General features: G+C 61.5%; 5 protein-coding genes. 3 read left to right on the forward strand and 2 right to left on the reverse strand.

The window, feature by feature from the left end:
- Nucleotides 1-237: helix-turn-helix domain-containing protein (locus tag VK804_RS13965; protein WP_325371409.1), on the reverse strand; the 237-nt coding region annotated here is incomplete at its 3' end.
- 3 nt (nucleotides 238-240) lie between these two features.
- Nucleotides 241-990, reverse strand: coding sequence for an alpha/beta hydrolase (locus VK804_RS13970; protein ID WP_325371412.1), 750 nt, complete (start codon nucleotides 988-990; stop codon nucleotides 241-243).
- On the opposite strand from VK804_RS13970, the gene VK804_RS13975 reads away from it, so the two are divergent.
- From VK804_RS13975 to VK804_RS13985, 3 genes are all read left to right on the forward strand, one after another.
- Nucleotides 880-1,122, forward strand: coding sequence for a hypothetical protein (locus tag VK804_RS13975; protein WP_325371413.1), 243 nt, complete (start codon nucleotides 880-882; stop codon nucleotides 1,120-1,122). The two genes, VK804_RS13970 and VK804_RS13975, sit on opposite strands and share 111 nt — an antisense overlap.
- 220 nt (nucleotides 1,123-1,342) lie before the next feature.
- Nucleotides 1,343-2,065: a DUF4410 domain-containing protein gene (locus tag VK804_RS13980; protein WP_325371410.1), complete on the forward strand. Its 723-nt coding sequence runs from the start codon at nucleotides 1,343-1,345 to the stop codon at nucleotides 2,063-2,065.
- 41 nt (nucleotides 2,066-2,106) lie between these two features.
- Nucleotides 2,107-2,449: DUF1254 domain-containing protein (locus VK804_RS13985; RefSeq protein ID WP_325371411.1), on the forward strand; the 343-nt coding region annotated here is incomplete at its 3' end.

Raw genomic sequence — 2,449 nt, forward strand, 5'->3', positions numbered from 1 at the left:
ATGAACGTAGAAAGTGCCGGGCGCGTAGCCGGCCTCGCGCGCGATGCGGTTGGAATCGGTGCCGTGATATCCCGCCGAGTTGAAAATCCTGGCCGCCGCTTCGAGCAGCGCGTCGCGAGTCTTGTTGGGTTGTCGATTCCGCGCCGGCCTGCTGCGAACCTGCGGCTCGGCAGGCGATCTGTCCGCGCGCAACTCTCCGGCCAGGCGCACGATAGTGGTGCGATCCTTCGCGCGCATCGGCTATCGCGCCGCCGCTGCGACTGGCCTCTCAGCCGTAACGCCTTCGAGAAAGGGCTCTACGGCAGCTAAAAACCTCTCGGGTTTTTCGAGGAATGCGCAGTGGCCGCCGGCGAACATCGCGACCGAGTGATTTGGAAAACGGCCAATCGCGTCCTTGCTGTACGCGAACGAGACGATTCGATCGCGCGCCGCCCACGTGAATAGCACCGGGCAATGGATTCGCGGGCCGGCATCGGTCTGATCCGCCTCGGGTGTGCGAAAACTCAGCCACGCCTGCTCCCAAATCGGCGCGCATTCAGCGGCCGCGTCGACGATACGGCTACGCTGGGCGCTCGCGGCGGGCGTCTGCAGAATCTGCCGATACAGCATCGAGAATAACGGTTTGAAGTAGGGCGCGTCGCGGCGGCCGGCGCGTCCGAGCGCCGCTATCGCGCCGCATAACTTTCGTCCTAGCGGGTTCATCGGAATCAGGCCGCCGGGATTGGCAAGCACGAGGCCGGCGACGCGGTCGGGAAACTCCGCCGCGTAGGCCATCGCGGCTGAGCCGCCGATTGAATTCCCGATCAGGACGGCGCGCTCTATTTCGAGCACATCCATGAATCCAGCGAGCAGCGCAGTGTAGCGCGCGAGGCACGCAGGATGCTGATCTGTGCCCGAACGGCCCTGGCCGGGCCAATCGGGCGTGATGAGGCGCCACCTGCTCGCCAGCCTGTCCGCGACGTACTCGAAGTCGCGACTGCCATGCGTGATCGCATGCAGGCCGACGACTGGAAATCCGTGTCCGCGATCGTCGTAAGCCAGCTCGACGCCATTGACCTTGACCGTTCGGCAATCCTGGCTGGCGCCAAGCGCAAATCGTTTCGGCTCCGCACTCGCTGCTGATGGCATCGGCATAACTGCTCCCGGAATTGATATGATACTGATACCAATATCATTTCATCGAAGCAAATGGCAGTCCGTTGACGCCAGCAGGTGAGCCAACCGTTTCAGGAAGACGACCGCCTCACCTGACAGAACTAGGCCTTTAGTCTAGTTGACGAAAGCATTAGTGACGGCCAGTATCCGGCTGATTCTTTAGTGAAGCGACCATGACAGGAGAAAAATGATGAAGTCTCTAAGCAGGATGCTGCCGTTAGTTTTAGTGCTGGTGCTGGTCGCCGGGTGCGCCTCGACCAATGTCACGCAATCGACCCCGATGGCACAGCCGGGTCTAGCGCGGCCGAACAGGATTTGGGTTTACAACTTTATCACGAACCCGGCCGACATGCCGTCCGATTCGTCGATCCGCAACCAGATCAGTCCGTCGAGCACGCCGCCGACGCCCGATCAGATCCAGGAGGGCCGCCGTCTCGGCGCCATTATCGCGCAGGATCTGGTGGCGGATATCAACGCGATGGGACTTAACGCCGTGCAGGCAGGCTACGGAGCTTCGCCGCAAGTGGGAGACGGTGTGATTCGGGGCTATATTGTATCTACCGAAGGGGGAGGCGCTGGCGGCGCCGTTCAGCGCTTTGTGATTGGGTTCGGCGCCGGAACTTCGGAGATGGATACGGTGGTCGAAGGCTACGCGGTGACGCCGCAAGGCTGGCGCAAACTCGGGGAGGGGACGCTCAGCTCTTCCGGCAACAAGACGCCCGGGATGGTGGTGCCGGCAGCAGTCGCGATCGCCAGCGGCAATCCCATCGGGCTGATCGTCGTCGGCGGGCTCAAAGTTTATGGCGAGGCGAGCGGCCGCAACACGCTCGAGGGAAGAGCCCAAGCGACGGCAGACGCAATCGCGCAGGAGCTGAGAGTCAGATTCCAGGCCAGGGGCTGGATCCAGTGAGCTAAAGAGGTCGACAAAAGAGAGGGCGGAGGATTGCGGCCATGTTGAAGTCTCTTTCGTTGCTCGCTCTGACCATCGCGCTAGTATTTGGACTGGTATCAAACTCAGCCGCTCATGCGGCGGTCACCGCAGAAGATGAAGCCCGCGCCATCGCGAAGGAAGCTTATATCTACGGTTACCCGTTGGTGGATAACTATCGGGTCGAGTACTCCTATTTCGTGGATCGCCAGGATCCCGAATTCAAGGCGCCCTGGAATCAGATCACCAACATCCCACGTGTCTTTACGCCGGCAGACACGGCGGTTCAGACGCCCAACTCGGACACCCCTTATTCCTGGCTCGGCCTCGATTTGCGTGCCGAACCCATCGTCCTCACCTTGCCGC

Source organism: Bradyrhizobium sp., from assembly GCF_035484855.1.
In the GTDB taxonomy this organism is placed as follows: Bacteria; Pseudomonadota; Alphaproteobacteria; order Rhizobiales; family Xanthobacteraceae; genus Bradyrhizobium.

Bases quoted from the DNA above. Each gene is read 5' to 3' on its own strand.
- VK804_RS13980 (WP_325371410.1), top strand. From the start codon at position 1,343: ATGATGAAGTCTCTAAGCAGGATGCTGCCGTTAGTTTTAGTGCTGGTG.
- VK804_RS13975 (WP_325371413.1), top strand. From the start codon at position 880: ATGCTGATCTGTGCCCGAACGGCCCTGGCCGGGCCAATCGGGCGTGAT.